Source organism: Desulfobulbus oralis, assembly GCF_002952055.1.
Classification (GTDB): Bacteria; Desulfobacterota; Desulfobulbia; order Desulfobulbales; family Desulfobulbaceae; genus Desulfobulbus; species Desulfobulbus oralis.
Window position 1 is genome coordinate 1,140,592 of the sequence record NZ_CP021255.1, and the last position, 18,352, is coordinate 1,158,943.

17 protein-coding genes are annotated in these 18,352 nt (G+C 61.4%); 8 read left to right on the forward strand and 9 right to left on the reverse strand.

The features are described 5' to 3' along the window. From CAY53_RS05060 to CAY53_RS05070, 3 genes are read right to left on the reverse strand one after another with little or no spacing between them, the layout of a single operon-like run. Nucleotides 1-1,536, reverse strand: a complete 1,536-nt coding sequence (locus CAY53_RS05060; protein WP_104936203.1) for a cytochrome ubiquinol oxidase subunit I — start codon at nucleotides 1,534-1,536, stop codon at nucleotides 1-3. Nucleotides 1,537-1,551: 15 nt separating this feature from the next. Beyond that, nucleotides 1,552-1,800 carry a DUF4492 domain-containing protein gene (locus CAY53_RS05065; protein ID WP_104936204.1) on the reverse strand — a complete coding sequence of 83 codons (249 nt, stop codon included), beginning with the start codon at nucleotides 1,798-1,800 and terminating at the stop codon, nucleotides 1,552-1,554. 1 nt (nucleotide 1,801) lies between these two features. Further along, the gene (locus tag CAY53_RS05070) at nucleotides 1,802-2,290 is read right to left on the reverse strand and encodes an RrF2 family transcriptional regulator (RefSeq protein ID WP_104936205.1); all 489 of its coding nucleotides are present in this window, start codon (nucleotides 2,288-2,290) and stop codon (nucleotides 1,802-1,804) included. Nucleotides 2,291-2,461: 171 nt separating this feature from the next. Here CAY53_RS05070 and CAY53_RS05075 point away from each other — a divergent pair, with 171 nt between their 5' ends. The 7 genes from CAY53_RS05075 to CAY53_RS05105 all read left to right on the forward strand — a co-directional run bounded on the left by CAY53_RS05075 (nucleotide 2,462) and on the right by CAY53_RS05105 (nucleotide 11,345). Continuing rightward, complete coding sequence (locus CAY53_RS05075) at nucleotides 2,462-2,755, forward strand: hypothetical protein (protein ID WP_245874891.1); 294 nt, start codon at nucleotides 2,462-2,464, stop codon at nucleotides 2,753-2,755. A gap of 210 nt (nucleotides 2,756-2,965) precedes the next feature. Beyond that, complete coding sequence (locus CAY53_RS05080) at nucleotides 2,966-3,475, forward strand: DUF4390 domain-containing protein (RefSeq protein WP_219842729.1); 510 nt, start codon at nucleotides 2,966-2,968, stop codon at nucleotides 3,473-3,475. Between the two features lie 12 nt (nucleotides 3,476-3,487). After that, nucleotides 3,488-5,710, forward strand: a complete 2,223-nt coding sequence (locus CAY53_RS05085) for a sensor histidine kinase (protein WP_104936208.1) — start codon at nucleotides 3,488-3,490, stop codon at nucleotides 5,708-5,710. A gap of 47 nt (nucleotides 5,711-5,757) precedes the next feature. After that, nucleotides 5,758-6,231 (forward strand): NfeD family protein, encoded by a 474-nt coding sequence (locus tag CAY53_RS05090; RefSeq protein WP_017865537.1) that lies wholly within the window; start codon nucleotides 5,758-5,760, stop codon nucleotides 6,229-6,231. A gap of 2 nt (nucleotides 6,232-6,233) precedes the next feature. Further along, nucleotides 6,234-7,184 (forward strand): SPFH domain-containing protein, encoded by a 951-nt coding sequence (locus CAY53_RS05095; RefSeq protein ID WP_104936209.1) that lies wholly within the window; start codon nucleotides 6,234-6,236, stop codon nucleotides 7,182-7,184. Nucleotides 7,185-7,406: 222 nt separating this feature from the next. After that, nucleotides 7,407-9,089, forward strand: coding sequence for a FecR domain-containing protein (locus CAY53_RS05100; protein ID WP_181040433.1), 1,683 nt, complete (start codon nucleotides 7,407-7,409; stop codon nucleotides 9,087-9,089). 3 nt (nucleotides 9,090-9,092) lie between these two features. After that, nucleotides 9,093-11,345 carry a CHASE2 domain-containing protein gene (locus CAY53_RS05105; RefSeq protein ID WP_104936211.1) on the forward strand — a complete coding sequence of 751 codons (2,253 nt, stop codon included), beginning with the start codon at nucleotides 9,093-9,095 and terminating at the stop codon, nucleotides 11,343-11,345. 92 nt (nucleotides 11,346-11,437) lie between these two features. Here CAY53_RS05105 and CAY53_RS05110 read toward each other — a convergent pair whose 3' ends face one another. From CAY53_RS05110 to purF, 4 genes are all read right to left on the reverse strand, one after another. Continuing rightward, on the reverse strand, nucleotides 11,438-12,115 hold the full coding sequence (locus tag CAY53_RS05110; RefSeq protein WP_104936212.1) for a hypothetical protein: 678 nt from the start codon (nucleotides 12,113-12,115) through the stop codon (nucleotides 11,438-11,440). A 123-nt stretch (nucleotides 12,116-12,238) separates the two neighbouring features. After that, a complete protein-coding gene (locus CAY53_RS05115; protein WP_104937448.1) occupies nucleotides 12,239-13,417 on the reverse strand; it encodes a transglycosylase SLT domain-containing protein in 1,179 nt (392 codons plus the stop codon). Between the two features lie 137 nt (nucleotides 13,418-13,554). Further along, nucleotides 13,555-14,004: a bacteriohemerythrin gene (locus tag CAY53_RS05120; protein WP_104936213.1), complete on the reverse strand. Its 450-nt coding sequence runs from the start codon at nucleotides 14,002-14,004 to the stop codon at nucleotides 13,555-13,557. A 155-nt stretch (nucleotides 14,005-14,159) separates the two neighbouring features. Further along, nucleotides 14,160-15,596: an amidophosphoribosyltransferase gene (purF, locus tag CAY53_RS05125; RefSeq protein WP_219842730.1), complete on the reverse strand. Its 1,437-nt coding sequence runs from the start codon at nucleotides 15,594-15,596 to the stop codon at nucleotides 14,160-14,162. 152 nt (nucleotides 15,597-15,748) lie between these two features. On the opposite strand from purF, the gene selD reads away from it, so the two are divergent. After that, nucleotides 15,749-16,816, forward strand: coding sequence for a selenide, water dikinase SelD (gene selD, locus CAY53_RS05130; RefSeq protein ID WP_104936215.1), 1,068 nt, complete (start codon nucleotides 15,749-15,751; stop codon nucleotides 16,814-16,816). A gap of 87 nt (nucleotides 16,817-16,903) precedes the next feature. On the opposite strand, the gene CAY53_RS05135 is transcribed toward selD, so the two are convergent. Beyond that, entirely contained in the window at nucleotides 16,904-17,506 is a 603-nt protein-coding gene (locus CAY53_RS05135; RefSeq protein WP_181040434.1) for an acyloxyacyl hydrolase, read from the reverse strand. A 246-nt stretch (nucleotides 17,507-17,752) separates the two neighbouring features. After that, nucleotides 17,753-18,346, reverse strand: coding sequence for a hypothetical protein (locus tag CAY53_RS12525; protein WP_181040435.1), 594 nt, complete (start codon nucleotides 18,344-18,346; stop codon nucleotides 17,753-17,755). Between the last annotated feature and the right edge of the window lie 6 nt (nucleotides 18,347-18,352).

Below are 18,352 nucleotides of genomic sequence, written 5' to 3' on the forward strand. Positions count from 1 at the left end.
TCAGTTCTCCTCAGGTCCTATGCTGATCTGTTTGAGCATGATGCAGATTTCGGCAAGCAGGAGGGCGACAAAGAGCACCAGGAAGATAAAAAAGGTGGTTTGCACCGTGCCTGCGGTCAGGTTGGTACTGGCCACGGAGCAGGGCAACAGCCCCTGAATCGTCCAGGGCTGGCGGCCGACTTCGGCCACAATCCAGCCGGCCTGCCCGGCCGTGACGCCCATAAAATAGCCGATGACTCCCAGAGAGAGCAGCCACTTCTTGGTTTCCAGCGTCCCCCGGTACAAAAGGTAGAGGCAGGCCGCAAAGAGCAGCAGAATGAGGCCGGCCAGAGACACCATCACATGGAAGGCGTAGAAGGAGAGGGCCACCGGAGGCACGGCCTCTTCGGGCGTTTTGAGATGGCCGTAGCCCAAAAATTCCCGGTTGCTTTCAAAGTCTGCCAGATGGGTGGCAGCCGCCCGCTGATCGCCGTTTTTCCTGGCGCTTCTGAAGGCATCCAGACTGCTCAGCGCCTGTTGGCCGCGCCTCATTTTTTCGGAGGTCGCCATGATGTTCTGCTGCTCGTTGCCGTTAACCAGGTCCTGCACGCCCGGCACGAAGCCGTCAAAGGAGCGGGTGGCCATAATTGAAAGGAGAAAGGGCAGGCGGATCTCAAAGAGGAAAGCGTCCTCGTCGTTCTGCACGGTTTTTTTCCGGTTCATCACGCCAAAAACCGTGATGCCGGCTCTGCTTTCGCCCTTGTAGAGGCCCTCGATGGCGGCCAGCTTCATGGGCTGGACCTGCGCAATTTCATAGGCGCTCTCATCGCCGTTCAGCATGGTGAAGCCCGAGGCGATGAGCCCCAGCACCGAGGCCACCACGATGGAGCGCTTGGCCAGGAGCTGGTGCCGGCCCCGAAGCAGATACCAAGACGAGACGGAGATGATGAAAAGCGACGCGGTCATCATGGACGAGCTGGTCGTGTGGGTAAACTTGTTGACCGCAAAGGGCGAGAGCGCCACGTCGGCAAAACTCTGCATCTCGAAACGGGCGTTTTCCGGGTTGAAGACCTGGCCCACCGGATGCTGCATCCAGGCGTTGGCCACCAGAATCCACACGGCCGACAGGTTGCTGCCAATGGCCACCATCCAGGTGGAGAAGAGGTGAAAGCCCCTGGAAACCCGGTTCCAGCCAAAGAACATGACGGCGAAAAAGGTGGTTTCCATGAAAAAGGCGATAAGGCCTTCCACAGCCAGCGGTGCGCCGAAGATATCGCCTACCATCCAGGAGTAGTTGGACCAGTTGGTGCCGAACTCGAATTCCAGAATGATGCCGCTTGCCACGCCAATGGCGAAATTGATGCCAAAGAGCTTCATCCAGAATCTAGTCAGCCGCCCCCACTCCTCGTCGCCGGTTTTTACGTAAATTGTGTGAAAGAAAGCGATGAGCCAGGTCATGCCCAGCGTCAACGGCACAAAGAGCCAGTGATACATGGCGGTCAGCGCGAATTGTGCCCGCGCCCAGTTCACCATGCTCAGATCCATGCCTGCAAGCATACGTCCCTCCTCGGTTCAATGGTTCGTGCCGTGGACCGGCCTGGTCAGTTGGTCGGCCACATGATCGGCCCGCTTCTGGTCGGTGTCAAAATGGGTCTGTAAGAAATTGGGAAAGAAGAACAGCCTGAGAATGGCGAACAGGACAAACAGCTTGACGAGCACAATTTTCCAAAGCGTCCGGCCAAGGCGCATCTGTCGGAATCCGTCCCGGTAAAAGCGGAAAACCGCTGCGGACAGCCCCTCCTGTTTGCCGGCAGGTCGCATCTCAGTCGCCTGGCGGACCGGGCTCATCCGGGGGCGCTTCGCCGGAGGGATCAGCCGTCTCCGGCATGACGGTCAGTTCGGGGCAGATCCTGCCACGACTCAGTTCCGCCATGCTCGCCGAGGCCAGCGTGGCCCGCAACTGCCTGCGCGCCTCCTGCCACACCTGATGCACGGCGCAGGTTTCGTGGGCCTCGCAGGTTTCGGGTCGCAGAATGCAGTCGTTCAGGTAAATTTCGCCGATCATGGTTTCCACCACCTCGAGGAGGCTGATGTCGGCTGGATTTTTGGTCAGCACAAAGCCGCCGCGGGCGCCCTGCCGGATTTCGATGAAACCCTTTTTGGCCAGTTGCTGGGCGATCTTGGCGAGGAACAGAGTCGGGATATTGGAACGCTCGGCAATTTCATGTCTGCTGACCAGAGTACCCTGTCCCTTGTTGCAGAGGTAGAGGATACAGCGGACAGCATATTCACCGGCACGCGTGAGTCGCATATTGAATTCTTCCCTGGCTTTTCAAGATAAAAAAAATCTTATAAGAAGCTTTGCCTTTTGCTGCAACAGATTTTCCGCCCAATGTCGGGAGGGCTTGCCGGCACCGGCCCGGCTGCTTACTTTTTTCCCACTTTTGCCTGGACAGGAACAGAAAACCATGGGGGTGAAGTCATGGAAAGGGAACCGGGCGCCTGTGAGCGGCTGAAGCTCGAGCTTGCCGTCAAGCAGAGCCAGCTTGAAGAACTGAAGGTGAAGGCCCGCCTGGCTGCGGCCGAGGTGGAAGCCCGCTTTGCCGAAGACATCGACCGGAAGGAACGGGAGGTGCTGGAGGTGAAAAAACGGCTGCTCGCTGCCGGATACGGTGGTGACAGCGCTGCGGTCTTCTGGGCCGAACTGCGTGAGAGCGCCGTTGGTGCGGCCAGGGCTGTGGCCAGTCTGCTGCGGCGCCTCCTGGACAGGATGTAGCCCCGGATCCGCTCTTGCCTCTGGACAATCTCTTGCCTCTGGACAATGCGCCGGCTATCACGTATATAGGAAGGCGGTCTTTTTCGCCCTTTCCGCATGCGCCGGGCCGCCGCAATCCATGCGGATTCACCTTGCCCTATCCTGATGAAACTGCCTTTTTTCACATGCCTGCCAGTCATAGCCGCCCTTTTTTTCCTGAGCTTTGCGCCCATGGCCCTGGCCCGGGAAAAAACTCCGGAGATCCGGCATATTGTGGTCACGAGCGGCGAAGGTTCCCTGCTTTTGTCCGCCTCCATCCACGGCGCCTTCTCCGAGCGTCTTTTTGACGAGCTGGCCCATGGTTCCGAGCTGACCTTCATTTTTATCGTCGAGCTGGTGCGCCAACGCTCGGGCTGGATCGACGAATCCCTGTGTCAGGCCTCGCTGACCCATGTCCTGCGTTATGACCAGGAACATGAGACCTACATCTTCACGCCCCAGAATGATCCGGCACGTATCCGCCGGACCGCCTCCCTCCAGGAAGCGGTGCAGTGGATGAGCACCTTCAGCGGTCTGCCGGTGATCAGTCTCTCCAATCTGGTGGCCGATGCGCCCTATGCCATCCACATGCAGGTGGTGCTGGAGCCGGGCCTGCTGCCCCCGGGTATTGGCCGCTTCGTCCCCATCAGAAAGCTGGGCGGCCTGCGAACCGACCGCCGTACCATCGAATTCAGATACTGACCCGGCCTGTTCATGCTGACCCCGGAGCAACGCCAGGAAAAACGCCGTCTCATTCGTTGGGTTATCGCCTTTTGCCTGCTCGTTATCCCGGTGCTTGGCTACACGGAGTACCGGTTGCTGGGCGGGCAGCTCCGGTTGCAGCCGCGGCTCGATACTGCGATTTTCTTCGCGCTGATCAACTGCAACGCGCTGCTGCTGCTCCTCATGCTGTATCTGGTGCTGCGGCAGTTGGCCGAGCTGTTCTTCGAGCGCAGGCACCAGCTCTTCGGCTACCGGCTGCGCAGCAAGCTGATTGTCGCCTTTATCGCGCTTTCCTTTTTACCCAGCACCCTGCTGTTTCTCTTTGCCTTTGGCTCGATTTCCGCCTCCATGGACTACTGGTTCAATGCCAAGGTGGAGGAATCGCTCCAGTTTTCCAACAACATGAGTCAGGCCATCTTTGCGGACACCCGCAAGCAGGCTGAATTTGTCAGCATGCAGTTGGCCTACCAGTTCGAGACAGGCCTGCTCAACCCCTATGACCAGACGCTGTTGCGCGATCAGTTGGGCCGGCTGATGGCCGGCACCGTTCCCGGCGCACCGGACAGCATTCAGGTGCTGGATGCCCGCCAGCAGGAAGTGATCTCCCTGCGCAGTCCCCGCCTGCTGCCGGTTATGCTGCCGCCGGTGGCCACCGGCGCCCTGCGGCAGGTGGCGTCTGCCGGCGCGGTGGAGGTGCTGGGCGTGCATGCGCCCGTGGGCGAGCTGGTACAGGCCATTGCGCCGGTGCAGCTTCGTTTGCCCAGGCCCCAGACCTGGTTCGTGGTGGTTTCCCTGCTGATTCCCTCGGCGCGACTTGCCGAGATGCAGGCCATTCAGGCCGGTCTGAACGACTACCAGCACCTGATGATTGTCAATGCGCCGATCAAGCTGAGCCTGAACATCCTGCTCGTGGTCGTGACCATGCTGATCGTGTTCGGTTCCATCTGGCTCGGCCTCTATATCGCCCGTACCCTGACCACGCCGATCCACGATCTGGCGCTGGCGACCCGCCGGGTGGCGGAGGGCGACCTCGAATTCCAGCTTGACCGTACGACTGACGATGAGATGGGCACCCTGGTGGATGCCTTCAATGCCATGACCGCCAATCTCGGCAGTTCCAGAAGGGAACTGGCCCAGACCCATTTCGCGCTGCAGCAGAGCAACGAGGTTTCGGAGCAGCGCCGCAACTATCTGGAAACCATTCTGGAACACGTGCCGGCGGGCGTCATTGCCCTGGACGAGGACGGCACCATCACCACCATCAACCGTTTTGCGGTGGAGCTGCTGGCCATAGATCCGAAGCGCTTCATCGGTCACGATTTTCATCAGGTGCTGCCCCGGCAGCACGCGCTTGTGGTCCAGAGTTTCGTGCAGGAACTCAGGGAGACCGGGAAAGCTGTGGTGGAGCGGCATCTGCGCATGACCATCCGGCGGGACGAGGTGCTGTCTTTGCAGGTCAACGTGGCCCGCATGGTGGACGAGCGCGGTCAAGCCGCAGGCTTTGTCATCGTGTTCGACAATCTCACCGGTCTGGAACAGGCCCAGCGGCTTGCCGCTTGGCAGGAAGTGGCCCGCCGCATTGCCCACGAGATCAAGAATCCGCTCACGCCCATCCAGCTTTCGGCCCAGCGTCTGCGCAAACGCTATCTGCCCGTTCTGACCAGCGGGCAGGAGGTGTTCGAGCAGTGTACGGGCACCATCATCTCGCAGGTGGAAGAGATCCGTAAAATGGCCTCCGAGTTTTCCGAATTCGCCCGCATGCCCAAGCTGAAGAAGGCCGCCGGCGACCTGATCGGTCTGACCACCGAGGCGGTGGGGCTCTACCGGGAGGCACATCCGCATATCCATTTTGACCTGCAGCTTGCGGACAGCCTGCCCGAGCTGTTTTTTGACGCGGTGCAGATCAAGCGGGTGCTGATCAATCTCCTGGACAATGCGGTGACTGCCCTGGACAGAGGTGGCATCATCAGCGTCGCCCTGGCCTGTGATCCGGGCAGGGGCGGCATTGTGCTGCAGGTGGCCGACAACGGGGCCGGCATTCCGAACGAGGTGAAGCTGCGCATTTTCGAGCCCTATTTTTCCACCAGCAAGTCTGGTACCGGCCTGGGCCTGGCCATCTGCCAGACCATTGTGCGCGAGCACGGCGGAGATATTCGCGTGACAGACGCCGATCCAGCGGGTACGGTTTTTTCCGTTTTTCTGCCTCTGGGCTGAAGGGTGGATTGCCGCTTCGCCTTTGACGATCTTTTGTGAGGGAACACATGCTGTCCATAATCGCTGCCCATCCGGTGCTGTTCTGGTTTCTCTTCGGCATCTTCTGTCTGGTGCTGGAACTGGTGATGCCCGGCTTTTTCATCTTTTTTTTCGGTCTGGGCGCGTGGTGCGCGGCACTGGCCGGGCTGGTGCCCCATATTTCAATGTCTGCCCAGATCCTGATCTTCCTGGTGGCCAGCATAGCGCTTTTGATCCTGCTCAGGGCCAAGTTCCAGAAGCTGTTCATCGGCGGAGCGCGGGACGTGGATACCAACGACGATTTCGTACCCCAGGGGGATCTGGTCGAAGTGGTGGAAGACATCGTGCCGCCTGCAGCCGGCAAGGTCAAATACGGCGGCTCCTTTTGGCGGGCCGTATCTGCCCGGCCTGTGGCCAGCGGCGAGCGCGTGCGGGTCGTGGCCAAAAACAATCTGATACTGACCGTTGAAGCGGTGCAGGTCGAAACAACAGAAGGAGAATGATGATGGATAGTTTTCTGGTGGGGCTGCTGGTTTTTGCGGCATTTGTTATCCTGGTACTTGTCAAAACCGCGGTGGTCGTGCCGCAGCGCAGCGAATACGTGGTGGAACGGCTGGGCAAGTACCGCGCCACCCTGGCGGCCGGCTTCCACGTGCTGATTCCCTTTATCGACAAGGTGGCCTACCGCCGGAATCTGAAGGAGGAGCCCCTGGATATTCCGTCCCAGACCTGCATCACGGCGGACAATGTCACCCTGGAGGTGGACGGCGTGCTCTACATGCAGGTGGTCGATTCCAGGCTTTCGGCCTACGGCATTGCGGATTACCACTTCGCGGCCATGCAACTGGCCCAGACGAGCCTGCGCTCCGCCATCGGCAAGATCACCCTGGACAACACCTTCGAGGCCAGGGAAAGCCTGAACCGGCAGGTGGTGGACGCCCTGGACGAGGCGGCCCAGAACTGGGGCGTCAAGGTGCTGCGTTACGAGATCCGGGACATCCAGCCGCCGACGAGCGTGTTGGATTCCATGGAAAAGCAGATGAAGGCAGAGCGCGACAAACGCGCTGAAATTGCCCGTTCCGAAGGCGAACGGCAGGCCAAAATCAACCGGGCCGAGGGTGAAAAGGCCCAGGCCATTGCGCTCTCCGAAGGTGAAAAGATGCGGCGCATCAACGAGGCCGAAGGCCGGGCCCAGGAGATTCTGAAGGTTGCCCAGGCCAGCGCCGAAGGCATCCGCAAGGTGGCGGCGGCGCTGAACGAAGTGGGCGGTCGCGACGCGGCCAATCTGGAGGTGGCCCAGAAATATGTCGAGCAGTTCGGCCATCTGGCCAAGGCGGGCAATACCCTGATTATCCCGGCCAATCTGGCCGATGTGCCCAGCATGGTGGCCACCGTGATGGCCACCCTGAAGACGGACGGGAAGCCCGAGTCGGGCCGGCAACGGGAAACAGCCTGATAGGGTTTTGCGGAAGCGACCTATTCGTGTTGCACCTGCCCCTGTTTGCCTGTCCCTGCATACATGACAATCGTGGTATGTTTGCAGGTCTGAAAAGGGGGAGAGCGGAACAGGAAATCGGGCCGTCTGGCCCGCCAGGAGCGGAACAAACCGGACCAACGTGCGCAGGCGGCACTTCGTGCTATCCGTGGCCGTGACTGCATGCCAACAGGGAGGACAACCATGACGCTGCAACGCTCGCCGTACAGGCGCCCTTTGTGGGGGATGCTCTTGCTGGGCTTTTTTTTCGTTCTGGGCTTTGGCCTGCAGCCCGGCATGGCGGCCGCCGAGGCCGGTTCCGTCGCGGTGCCGCTCCAGGTCGCGGCCGGCACCAATCTGATTCATCTTGCCCAGGAGTACTGCAAGCATCCGGAGGACTGGAGGCACATCGCCAGGATCAACCGGCTGTCGCCGCCCTATATCATCTATGCGGACAGTGAAATCGATGTGCCCATGGAACTGCTGCAGCTCGAGCACCTCTCGCTTCAGGTGGTTACGGTGAGTGGGCGGGCCACGGTGCAGAAGACCGATGGCACCCATGCCGTCCTGCAGCAGGGGGCCAGCGTGGCCCCGGGCGAGACCGTGGTCACCGGCCGGGAGTCCTTTGTGCAGCTCCTGTTTCCCAATGGCGTCTACACCCGGGTGGAGCCGGATTCGACGCTCTCCGTCAGCTACCTGTTCTCGCTGGAGGATGGCAAGATCAAGGCCGAGGCCCTGTTGACCCGTGGCGAGGTCATACACAGCACGCTTGGCAAGAAACTCCGCTTCAACGACAGCATGCGCACCTGTACGCCCGTGGTCATCACCGGCATTCGCGGTACGGAATACCGGCTGAAGGCCGAGGGCGGGGGCGCCACCCGGGTGGAAACCCTGCAGGGTGCGGTGACCGTACGATCTGGTTCCAGAGTGCTTCGGCTGCGTGCCGACGAGGGTATCCGCGCGCGGCAGGGCGGCAGACTGGACGCGCCCCAGGCCCTGCCTCCGCCGCCTGTGGCTGCCGTTGCCAGCCTGTATCGCACGCTGCCGGTCAAAATCCAGCTCCCGAAACGGGCGGATGTCAAAACGGCCCATGTGCGCCTGAGCACGGACGCCGAAGGCCAGAACACGGTGTATGAGCATATTGCGGCCGCAGGCGCGCCCCTCCTTGTGCAGAACGTGCCGGACGGCCGCTATTTTGCCTTTTTCAGCGTAACGGACGGCAGGGGCTTTGAGAGCAGGGAGTGGGCTGCACAGGCCATGACGGTGCGCACCACGCCGCCGGCGCCCATGGTGAGCGTTCCGCGCAACGGGTCCGTTCAGTGGGGCCGGACAGCGACTCTGACCTGGCTCGAGTCCGAACAGGCGGTGGGTTACCGGGTGCAGGTGGCCCGCGACGCGGCCTTCAGGGACATGGTGGACGAAAAGGTCCAGAGCGCGTCCACCTATGTCAGCCCGGATCTGGCGCCCGGCCTGTACCATGGCCGGGTACTGGCCGAAGCCAAAGACGGCTTCCAATCCGACTATTCACCTGTCGTGAGCTGGGAACAGAAGGAAGCCCCGGTCATGGAGGGCATGGAGAGCAGCACCGAGGCCCCGCCCGTGCTCCAATGGAGCGCCATGGGCCCAGGCTGGCTCTATGAGCTGCAGGCAGCGAAGGACAGGGATTTCAGGAAAATGCTGGTTGCGGCCAAGGCACTGGGCGAGCCAGCCTACACCTTTCCGGACAGGCTCGACCCTGGCAGATACTATATCCGCATGCGTGCCATCGACAGCCAGGGACAGGCCACGCCGTGGACGCCCAGCCAGACCCTGACGGTCAAAAATCCGCCACGCACGCTTGAGGGCTGTCTGATCGGCGCGCTCGTTCTGGTGGTCATCCTGCTCTAAGCCATGCGTGCCGTGCTTCGCCGATCGGCCGCGCCGGCCCTGTCCCTGCTCCTCCTGCTGGTTCTGGTCTGGAGCGGGGGCCGGACCATTCTCGTCAATACGGGCATGGACCTGCTCTTCCGGGCCCGGGGAGCGATGCCGCCTGATCAGCGTATCGTCATCGTGGGCGTGGATGACGCCACTTTGGCGGCCTATGGGCGCTGGCCTCTGCCCCGCCGTCTGCACGCCGAACTGCTGGGCCGCCTGGCCGGCGCCCGGGCGCTTGGCCTCGACTTCCTCTTTTCAGAAGCGGCTGCAGACGATGCGCTCCTGAGCGCCGCCCTGGCCAGCGGCCCGCCTGCGGTGCTGGCCGTGGCCCCAGACGGGCGGCAGGGCTTGCTGAAGCCCCATTCCGACATCAGTGGCTATGCGGGCCTGGGCCACATCGAGGCCATGCTCTCCGGCGATGGCATTGTGCGTCAGGTGCGGCTGTCTCCCCTGGAAGAAGTACCGCTTTTCGCCGTCAGTCTGGCCTCTGTTGCCGGACTCGGGAAGGCGCTGGACACTGGCAGCCACGAGCCCAGGTTCATCAACTTTTATGGTCCGGAATCCACCTTCCTCACACTTTCCTACCGGGACGTGCTGGAAGGCAAGTATCCGGACACGGTCTTTGCCGGGCGTTTCGTCCTGGTGGGCGCCCAGGCTTTGGGACTGGGCGATTCCTATATCACCACCTTTACCCGCAAGACGCCCACGCCGGGCATCGAAATTCAGGCTACCATCCTGAGCAATCTCCTGAACAACAGCTTTGTGCGCCCGCTGCCCTGGCTGACACCAATGCTGATCGCCCTGTTTGCCCTGCTGCCTTTGGGTCTGTGGCCTGCCCTGGGCGAACGCCGCAATCTGCTGTGCAACCTGCTCCTGACCGTTCTTGTGCTGGCCGCCGCATTGCAGTTGTTACGCCGGCACTGCTTTTTCGATTATCTGAGCCCCCTGGCCTTTCTCCTCTTCACCTATCTGTTCTACCTGTGCCTGGAACTCTTTGCCGCAGTGCGCCACATTCTGCATCAGACGCAGATGATAGACCAGGAGCTGGACGAACGATTGCGCCTGGTCTATCATGCCGGGCAAGGCCCGTCCGCAGGCCACTGCCCGTTCAGCCCGGCTGGCATTCAGGAACACCTGAAGCGCCTGCAGCGGGCCGCGGCCGCGCTGCGCCTGCAGCACCATTTTCTGGACAACCTTCTGAACCGGGAACTGCCGCCCCTGATCCTCTGGGAAAGCGGGAGCGGGGAGCCGGTTTTCGCCAATGTCGCTTTTCATGCATTCTGGCGCGCCTGCACCGGCCAGGAGGGCGGTGGACTGCCTCGATTTCAGGACTTTGGCGCGCGGATTCCGCTGAAACCGCCCGAAGACTCTGCGGCTGGAGCCGGAACTCGCTCCCGCTTTGACCTGCAGGTGAAAATGCCTGCCGGCACCCGTGACTTCCAGGGCACTGTGCATCGGCTGCTGGCGCCGGAAAGCGGTTTCTGCGGGGATCTCGCCCTGTTGCAGGATATTACCGAAATCAAGGAACTGGAGCGGGTCAAGGATGAGGTGGTGTCCATCGTGTCTCACGAGTTCAAGCAGCCGCTTACGGTCATTCTGGGTTATGGCCAGATGCTCATGGAAGAATTGGAAGGAGCGAACCGCACCTTTGCCCAGAAGATCTGCGGCCAGGCCGGGCGGCTGAACCGGATGATTCGGGACTTTCTGGATATCGCGCGTCTGGAAAGCGGCCGGCAGCAGATCAGGCGGCTGCCCTTTTCGCTGGAGCACATGGTGGCCGAAACCCTGGAGAGCATCCAGAGCTCGGCCGGCAAAAAGGGTATTCTGGTGATACAAGAGGCGTCGGAACACACGAGTCTCTACAGCGGCGACGAGGATCTGCTGATGCATGCGCTCCTGAATCTTTTGGACAATGCCGTCAAGTTCAGCGATGCGGGCACTGTGGTCAAGGTCGTGCTCGTGGAAGAGCCGGAGCGTTTCGTGCTGCGGGTGGTCGATCAGGGGCCGGGTATTCCGGATGCCGAACGGGAACGCATTTTCGGCAAATTCCAGCGCGGTTCGCGCACCGAAAAAGACGAGGGCTTCGGTTTGGGGCTGCACCTGGTCCACCAGATCATAGAGGGCCACGGCGGCAGCATCGAAGCCCTGGCCGTGCCGGTGGGCGCGACCTTCGAGATCGTGCTCCCCAAAGCGGCAGCCGGGGAGGGGACGCAAACGCCGCTGGCCTGATTGTAGGGCCGGGGCCCTGTTCCGCGGAAAAGGAAAGCGTCAGGAAATGGCCTGAGATCAGCGGCAGGAGGCCGCTGCCTGCGGCCCCGGAGCTATCTGCGCCGCTTTTTTTTCTTTCTGCCGCGTTCGGGCCGCTGCCGGGGCGCGGCTGGCCGGAACGCAGGGCTCTCTGCTTCGGTCGGGGCCGTTTGGGCGGGGGGTGCCGCCGTTGTGCCCGCCTCAGCCGGTGCAGCCTCTGCTGTCGAAGCGGGTTCTGTCATCGCCACAGCCTTTGCCCCGGCCTGTTCAGCCGCCGTGACCGCTTCCAGTCTGGCGGACGCGGCAGCCAGCATTTCGTTTGCCCTGGTCCTGGCCAGGGCCAGGATACGTTCGCTCTCCTTGGTGGCCGCGTAGCGTTCGTCGCCTATCTTTTCATATTCGTGGAAGATTTTTTCCCCGGCTTCCCTGCCGATGCGCTCCGCATGCTCCTGGGCGCGCGCGATCAGGGCCCTGCCCAGGGCAATGGCCTTTTCCTTTTCCCTGAGCGCCTCCTCTCTGGCCTGCCTCGCCTTGGCAAATTCCTGTTGAATGCTTGTTCGGGCCGCATCGACGGCGCTTTTCAGCTTGGCCATCTTTTCGTCGTGCAACTGGGCAAAGGCTTCCCTTTTGGCCGCAATTTCAGCGTCAATGTCCACAAGCTTCCGGTAGGGCCGCAACTGCTGCAGCTCGCGGGACATGGTGGCGACCTTTTTGCTCAATATGGACATGGCGTCTTTGGTAACGGCTGACATGGCGGACTCCTTTACTCTTGCAGTAGTGCATTTGCCGGGCGCTTGCAGGAAAACGGCGCTGCCCCGATTATGCCTCAGACCGGCTGATAAATCCAGGGGCCTTTGCGGGCATCGTACAGCGGTCTAGAGTCCCGGAATGCCGATATGCTGCACGCGGATGGCGTTCAATTCCTCTTCATAGGGCAGCAGGCTGCCTGCGGTCCGCTGCACGCGGAAGGCCAGGGCGAAACAGAGCACACGCACCGGATAGTTCCGCGGTTTTTCCTGCAGGTACGGTTGAATGGTAATAAAATCGGTGGCACCGTAGCGCTTCATGATATCCCTGAGGCCGCCGTTTTCCGGGCCAATGTTGTAGGCCAGAAGGCCCAGTATCACGTTGCCGCGCATCTGGGCAAGATAGCTTTTCAGGGTCGCGGCCGCGACAAAGGTGTTGTGGCGCTGATCGGCCAGATCCAGGGCGCCTGCCCCGAGGCTTTGCTGCGCCGCCTGCTGCGCCCCGGCCGGCACGCTGGTAATCTGAAAGAGCCCCTGGCCGCCGTCAGCGCTGTCTCTCGGGTAGAAGGAAGATTCTGCGGCAGCCAGCCCCATCAGGAGATCCGGATCCAGAGCAAAGGCGCTGGCCGCGGCTTCGATGTCGGCGCGGTACAGCCTTGACCGGGTCAGCATCCTGCCCATTTCTTCCCGATCCAGCCTGCGGTAGGCCGCAAAGATCTGGTGTCTCAGGGTGGCCCCCTGCATCTCCGCCTTGCCGCCCACCAGCAGCCGGAACTGGGCAAGCGGCGGGACGAAGAGCGGCTGCTGCGCCAGAAAGCCTGCAGCCGCTGCGAGCGTCAGCGCAAGCAGGGGGGGAGACAGGACATGCCAGCCGTTCAGCCGTACCCTGAGCCCCCACCACAATCGCAGCAGCAAGGTCCCGGCCCCGACAATGCCGCAGACCGTCAGGGCGAACGGCAGACGGTGATAGAGCAGACTTGTGCCGGACAGCGTGGCGGCCGCATAGCCCAGGGTCACCATGAGCGCCAATACGCCTGCGCCCAGCAGGGCGCCTGCCTCGACTCCAGCCAGCATCAGCCGGCAGCCCAGGGCATACTGTTTCTTTTTCTTCTTGCGACCGCGCCTTTTTTTGCCGGCAGTCCTGGTCCCGCTCCCGGCTGGTCGGCGGGCACGCTTATTCTCTGCGGTCGCCGGCTTTGGCAGCGGCGCTGCCCTTGGTGCCGCTGCGTTCTGCTCCGTTTCGCCCCGGGTGGGCGGGCTGGCCGCGTTCTGCCCTGTCCGGTCTTCGCCTGTCTGGCTTGCCGGCATGGCCCGGGCCTGCATGCCGCTGCCCTTTCGAGGCGGCTTGAAGGCTGTCACCGCATAACCGTGAACAGAGGGGCAGGGGAGCCGCCCCGACTATTTGTGCGGGGTATCGGGAAACAGCGTGGCCAGGGTGGAGCTTTTCAGGCGCTTCCAGAAGCTGTGCTGCCCCCGGGCGCGCTGACCTCGCCGTTCTGGGCGAGATAGGCTTTGATGGATTGCACATAGCCCCGGTCTTCGCGGCAAATGTGGTGCGTGAGCCAGCGGCTCAGCATGATGTACAGCTCTTCCGTGATGTCTTCCCCGGCCTGGTAGCGCGCCTGGAAGTCCGGCAGCTTGTTCACGAACTGTTCGTGCAGCCATTTGTGGACCTTCAGCAGGCCATAGCCGGCATCCTGCATCAGCTCTTCCTCGAAGTTGAAATGGGAAACGGAGTAGTCCACCATCTCGGGAATCACCGCGCCCACCGTGTTCATGTCATGTTTCTGGCGCGCCTCATACATCTGGTTCACCAGTTGAACAAGGCGTTTGTGCTGGGCATCGATTACGGCAATACCGGTTTCGAGATCCGGCCCCCATTGCAATGTTTCCATGTGCTCTTCCTGTGCTTGCTGATTGGAGAATCTTCGGTTTTGTGGCCTCACCCTGAGCCCCGAAGCACCGATAGTACAGAAAAGAGTATACAGAAAGACCTGGCTGGGAGCAAATTCAATGGCCGTATTTGCCGCCCGAAACAAAAAAATCCGTATTACAGACCAGGGCTCAGGGGCTGCCTGCCTTCGTCCAGTGCTTCCTTGGCCAGGCCGGTGTCCGGCGGCACGGGATACTCGTTGTTGAAGCAGGCCAGGCAGAAGTGCTCTTTCGGCAGCCCGGTGGCCTCGACCAGACCTTCAAGACTCAGGTAGTGGAGCGAATCCAGACCCAGATAGTCCCGGATGCCCTCGATCGTGTTGCCGGAGGCGACGAGCTTTTTGGGGGAAGGGAAGTCGACGCCATAAAAGCAGCCATAGCGGGTAGGCGGGCAACTGACCACCATGTGGATTTCTTTCGCACCCGCGCGCCTGAGGGACTGCACCCGGCTGCGGCCCGTGGTGCCGCGCACGATGGAATCCTCCACGATGATGACCCTTTTGCCTGCGAGCAGTTCGCGCACCGGGTTCAGCTTGACCCGCACCGAAAAATCCCGCATCGACTGGCTGGGCTGGATAAAGGTGCGGCCCACATAGTGGTTTCTGATCATGCCGAACTCCAGCGGAATGCCCGAGGCCTGCGCGTAACCCAGCGCCGCGTAGTTGCCGGAATCCGGGAAGGGCATGACAATGTCGGCGTCTATTTTCGCTTCCCGGGCGAGCATCGCGCCCATGCGCTTCCGCGCGGCATAGACGTTCAGGCCGAAGACATTGCTGTCGGGCCGGGCGAAATACACGTGCTCGAAGATGCAGAAGCTCCTGCGCGCCGGTGGCCAGGGATGCAGCGACTGCAGGCCTTCGCGGTTGATGATCAGCAGCTCGCCGGGCTCGATTTCGCGGAGATAACGGGCCTCGATCAGATCCAGCGCACAGGTCTCCGAGGCCACCACATAGGCCCCGTTGTCCAGCATGCCCAGACAGAGCGGATGAAAGCCGCCCGGATCACGGACGGCCATCAGGCTGTCTTTGGTCATGAGCAGCAGGGAATAGGCGCCGCGCACCTGGCCCAGCGCCCTGGCAATGGCTTCTGGCAGAGGGTGCCTGACCAGCTCGCGGGCCAGCAGGTGCAGCACGATTTCACTGTCCATGCTGGTCTGGAAAATCGCGCCTTCCGCCTCCAGGCGTTTGTGCAGCGTCATGGAGTTGACCAGGTTGCCGTTGTGGGCAATGGTGAGTTCCATGCCGCGGTGCCGGATCATGAAGGGCTGGACGTTGCCCGGGCTGGAGGCGCCGGTGGTGGAATAGCGCACATGCCCGCTGGCCAGGTGGCCGGGAAGCTGCTGCAGGGTCTGCTCGCTGAACACATCCGGCACGAGCCCCATGGCCTTGCGCAAAACGATGCCCTGGCCGTTTCCCGCCGCGATGCCGGCGCTTTCCTGGCCGCGGTGTTGCAGGGCGTAGAGCCCGAAATAGACCAGCTTGGCGGCATCCCCATGACCGAAAACGCCGCAGATACCGCATTCGTGGCGGGGGCGCCACAGTTCTTCGTCAGGCATATCAGCTCCCATCCAGGGGACAGCTAAAAAAGAAAGGCACAAGAGCCATTCTTGTGCCGGCGTTTCGTGCTTCACGTTGCGCTGTCCCCGAAAAGGGTTTATGAAACAGATTAGTCCGCATTTTTCAAGCGATTCTTGTGATTGAGCCTGAGATGAGCAACAAGAAGATCCGTCTGACCGGCGCTGTCAGGGCAGCCGGCTGAGCGGCCAAACTGGGTCCGGGGTCACTGGGCCAATTGCTTTCCGGGCTGAAGGTGCCCGCTGATCCCCGCCTGCTGGTCGGTCTGGCCACTGGCGACGACGCCGGAGTCTACCTTTTGAACAGCGAGACCGCGCTGATTCAGACCGTGGATTTTTTCACGCCCATGGTGGACGAGCCCTTTGCCTTCGGCCGGATTGCCGCGGCCAACGCGCTCTCGGACGTCTACGCCATGGGCGGCAGGCCGCTTTTGTGCATGAATCTCCTGTGCTGTCCTACAGGCAGCATGGAGGACACGGTTTTTCGGGAAATTCTGGAAGGCGGGCTGGATGCGATCGGCGAGGCTGGAGCGCTCCTGGTGGGGGGGCATTCCGTGGAGGATGCGGAGCTGAAGTACGGGCTGTCTGTGACCGGGGTGGTGCAGCCGGAGCGGCTTTTGACCAATGCGGGCGCCCGTCCCGGGGATGTGCTGCTTTTGACCAAGCCGCTTGGGTGCGGCGTTCTGGCCACGGCGCTGAAAGGCGGTCTGCTGCCGGAAGCTGCCGAGGCCGCCCTGATCCGGGCCATGGCCACGCTGAACCGTGCGCCGATTGCGGTTCTGGAGGGGATGCCGGAAGAACTCCGGGCGGAGGTGCACGCCTGCACCGATGTCACGGGCTTCGGCCTGATCGGCCATGCCCACGAAATGGCCGCAGCCTCGAAGACGAGTCTGCATATCGCAAGCGCGGAGGTGCCGCTTTTGCCGGAGGCGCTCGAGATGGCGGGCATGGGCATGATTCCGGCCGGCGCCTATCGCAACCGGAACCATTACCGCTCTGTCCTGCACTCGACGCTGCCTGAAGATGGGGTGGCCGCCATGCTGGCCTTTGACCCGCAAACATCAGGCGGCCTGCTGCTGGCGCTCTCGGCTGCTGCCGCGGAAGCGCTGCTTTTGGGGCTCGAGGCAGCGGGCTATGGCCAGCCTGCCGCCCTGATCGGCAGGGTGGAGGCGACAGCCGCAGGCCGCATCTTTCTGGAGTGAAGGGCAGCCCTTGCGGGGCCGGTTTCTGGAGCCGCAAGCCTGCAATCGACCAGGCGCTTCGGGATCGGCCGTTGCAGTCTGGGCCGGCTAAAAGGCGTAACCGATCATCAGCCGGATGCCGTTCAGGGGCACATTCGGGTCTGCGCTGCCGGCATTCGAGATGTGGTGATAGCGTGCCTCGAAGAGCAGGGCGTGCAGATCGTCCAGCTGGTAGCGCAGGCCGCCGGCGAACTGGTAATTTCCGTTCCAGTGCGCGCCCATGCCCGGAATGTCGGCAAAGCTGTAGAGGATGCCGCCGCCGCCGAACACGTAGGGCTGCCAGCAGTCGTCGGCCGTAAAGGTGTAGGCAGCCAGCAGGTTCAGCCCTGCCATGGCCGAGGTGTCGAAACCCGGTCCGCCGACTACGGTGAGCGGCAGCTCGATCAGGGTATCGTGCCGGCCCGCCCACCAGCCGGAGCCGATGCCGTCGATGGTCAGATGGCTGTAGCGGGGCGCAAATTCAAAGCTGTGCACCCGCTCCTCGGTCTGGCCCCAGCCCGGAAAGCTCTGGCCGTAACCGAACATGAGGGCCCAGTAGTCGTCCGCCGTGTTCCAGAATTCCGCCCGGGCAGGGATGGCCTGCAGCATTGTCAGGGTGTAGAGGCTCAATAGGAACACAGCACAGGTCAGGCCTTGTTGTTTTCTTTGCATGGTTTTCTCCATTACAGGACAGATCGGGTCTTTCGCTTCAGTATTCCGCAGAAAAAAATATCCTGCGCTGCATTGTCGGCCGGAAGAATGCCCGTGATGACCACGGGTGGCGCCAGCAGCCGTTGTCAGCCAGGGAAAAACAGCATGTGCCCGCAAAGGGCGACATATCAACCTTCCCCATTCCTTAAAGATTGCATGGCGCCGGAGTTGGGGGGCAGCGCGCATCGAAGTCGGTTTGAACGTTTGTTATGGCCTGTCGCGCAAATATGAGACATGCCTGTTGCCAAAGGCTGATTGTGGAGCAGCAGACGTTATTACCGCTTGACAACAGGACGGACCGAAAGCTTTTATGAGTTTGAGAAGTGCCTTTAATTCACGTGGCGGATACGGCAACCCTATGCCTTTTACAGCTAAACCAGCTAACTTGGATCTGCGATCCGAATCAATGTGCTCAGTCTGGCGTCGGAGACTGTTATAGATCTTGCATTTTAGGACTTTACCAAAAGGTGACTTGAAATCTGCAAGCACAAAATCAGTACCGATTTCAATTGCAGAAAGCTTGCCAGATTCAATGCCAGCAATGATATTCTCGATAATCGATGCATTGTCTACAGCATCATGCCCAATCGTTGGCAGCTCAGCATATTCAATCAATCTATCCTGATTATCTGCAATCCATTGCTTCAACTTGTCGATATTGTGGTTGATGTTCTTTGCAGTCATAACAACATGGGTATCGGGTCCATCCTCTCCGCTCCGGCAGGATACCACCGGAAACTCCGCTTTGCCAGGCCGAAACAGCGGGTTTGCACCAGAAGCCCCAGAGGGTGCGGCCTGCACCGTTTT

Excerpts from the sequence above, each read along its gene's own strand:
- CAY53_RS05095 (WP_104936209.1), top strand. The coding sequence starts at position 6,234 with ATGGATAGTTTTCTGGTGGGGCTGCTGGTTTTTGCGGCATTTGTTATC.
- CAY53_RS05065 (WP_104936204.1), bottom strand. The coding sequence starts at position 1,800 with ATGCGACCTGCCGGCAAACAGGAGGGGCTGTCCGCAGCGGTTTTCCGC.
- CAY53_RS05070 (WP_104936205.1), bottom strand. The coding sequence starts at position 2,290 with ATGCGACTCACGCGTGCCGGTGAATATGCTGTCCGCTGTATCCTCTAC.
- CAY53_RS05110 (WP_104936212.1), bottom strand. The coding sequence starts at position 12,115 with ATGTCAGCCGTTACCAAAGACGCCATGTCCATATTGAGCAAAAAGGTC.
- CAY53_RS05060 (WP_104936203.1), bottom strand. The coding sequence starts at position 1,536 with ATGCTTGCAGGCATGGATCTGAGCATGGTGAACTGGGCGCGGGCACAA.
- CAY53_RS05080 (WP_219842729.1), top strand. The coding sequence starts at position 2,966 with ATGGCCCTGGCCCGGGAAAAAACTCCGGAGATCCGGCATATTGTGGTC.
- CAY53_RS05075 (WP_245874891.1), top strand. The coding sequence starts at position 2,462 with ATGGAAAGGGAACCGGGCGCCTGTGAGCGGCTGAAGCTCGAGCTTGCC.
- CAY53_RS05085 (WP_104936208.1), top strand. The coding sequence starts at position 3,488 with ATGCTGACCCCGGAGCAACGCCAGGAAAAACGCCGTCTCATTCGTTGG.
- CAY53_RS05090 (WP_017865537.1), top strand. The coding sequence starts at position 5,758 with ATGCTGTCCATAATCGCTGCCCATCCGGTGCTGTTCTGGTTTCTCTTC.
- purF (WP_219842730.1), bottom strand. The coding sequence starts at position 15,596 with ATGCCTGACGAAGAACTGTGGCGCCCCCGCCACGAATGCGGTATCTGC.
- CAY53_RS05100 (WP_181040433.1), top strand. The coding sequence starts at position 7,407 with ATGACGCTGCAACGCTCGCCGTACAGGCGCCCTTTGTGGGGGATGCTC.
- CAY53_RS05105 (WP_104936211.1), top strand. The coding sequence starts at position 9,093 with ATGCGTGCCGTGCTTCGCCGATCGGCCGCGCCGGCCCTGTCCCTGCTC.
- CAY53_RS05120 (WP_104936213.1), bottom strand. The coding sequence starts at position 14,004 with ATGGAAACATTGCAATGGGGGCCGGATCTCGAAACCGGTATTGCCGTA.
- CAY53_RS05115 (WP_104937448.1), bottom strand. The coding sequence starts at position 13,417 with ATGCCGGCAAGCCAGACAGGCGAAGACCGGACAGGGCAGAACGCGGCC.
- CAY53_RS05135 (WP_181040434.1), bottom strand. The coding sequence starts at position 17,506 with ATGCAAAGAAAACAACAAGGCCTGACCTGTGCTGTGTTCCTATTGAGC.